Source organism: Methylobacterium sp. B1, from assembly GCF_000333255.1.
GTDB classification, from domain to species: Bacteria; Pseudomonadota; Alphaproteobacteria; order Rhizobiales; family Beijerinckiaceae; genus Methylobacterium; species Methylobacterium fujisawaense.
This window is the reverse complement of the sequence record NZ_BACT01000797.1, coordinates 1-1,112: the sequence shown is the minus strand read 5'-3', so window position 1 is coordinate 1,112 and position 1,112 is coordinate 1. Positions and strand designations below refer to the sequence as shown.

Sequence of the window (1,112 nt, the reverse complement as noted above, 5' to 3'; positions counted from 1 at the left end):
GCGCTCCCGGAGTTCATCGCCGCGGTGGAGCAGGTGACCTTCCCTTGGGCCTACGCGGCCGAGCGCGGCCAGCCGGTGCTCTACGTGACCGAGCGCTGCGTCTTCCGGCGGACGCGGGCCGGCATGGAGCTCGTGGAGGTCGCGCCGGGCATCGACGTCGCGCGGGACATCCTGGGCCAGATGGGTTTCGCGCCCATCGTGCAGGACCCGAAACCGATGGATCCGCGCCTGTTCCGCGAGGCCGTGATGGCCCTGGAGCCCTGGCTGCTGGGCCTCTCGCTGTCGGAGCGGATCAGCTACGACCCGGAGCGCAACATCCTGTTCTCGAACCTGGAGGGTTTCCAGGTGCGGACCATCGACGATGTCGAGCTGGTGCGCCGGGAATACGAGCGCGCCTGCCAGGAGATCGGCCGCAAGGTCCACCTGATCGCCAATTACGACGGGTTCGAGATCGACCCGACGGTGAGCGACGCCTATTTCTCGGCGATCGCCTATCTCGAGAACCGCTATTACGAGACCGCGTCGCGGTACACCACGAGCGCGTTCCTGCGATTGAAACTCGGCGCCTCGTTGGCGAGCCGCGATCTGGCTCCCCATGTGTTCGAGACCAAAGCCGAGGCGCAGGCGCGGAACACCGCCCAGAGCGTGCCCCTCAAGCCGCGCCCCGGCCTGTCCCAGCCCGACAGATCGCAGCCGCCGAAGGAACCGTTGGATGCCTGAGTTCGAGACCCCCGCCCTGACGGACCGCGCCCTGCTGGTCGATGCCTGCCTGATCGGCGGCACATGGTCGAAGGCCGGCTCCGGCAGCATCGACGTCACCAACCCGGCGACCGGCGCCCTGATCGCCCGGGTGCCGAATGCCGGAGCCGCTGAGACGGCCCAGGCGATCAAGGCCGCCTACGCGGCCTACCCGGCCTGGCGCGCCAAGACCGCCAACGAGCGCGCCGTGCTGCTGCGCAAGCTCGCGGCGCTCGTCACCGAGCATCAGGAGGACCTCGCCCAGATCCTCACCGCCGAGCAGGGCAAGTCGCTGACCGAGTCCCGCGGCGAGGTCGCCATGTCGGCGGCCTACGTGCTGTGGTTCGCGGAAGAAGCGCGCCGCGTCTACGGCG

The 1,112-nt window shown here is 69.3% G+C and carries 1 protein-coding gene and 1 pseudogene; both read left to right on the top strand.

Annotated elements, in window-relative coordinates; all coding sequences use genetic code 11:
* A pseudogene (locus I53_RS23030) lies at positions 1–720 on the top strand (acyl CoA:acetate/3-ketoacid CoA transferase); the annotation flags it as partial.
* The coding region (locus I53_RS23025) for an aldehyde dehydrogenase family protein (RefSeq protein WP_043355112.1) at positions 713–1,112 on the top strand (400 nt) is incomplete at its 3' end. The pseudogene I53_RS23030 and the gene I53_RS23025, both read left to right, overlap by 8 nt.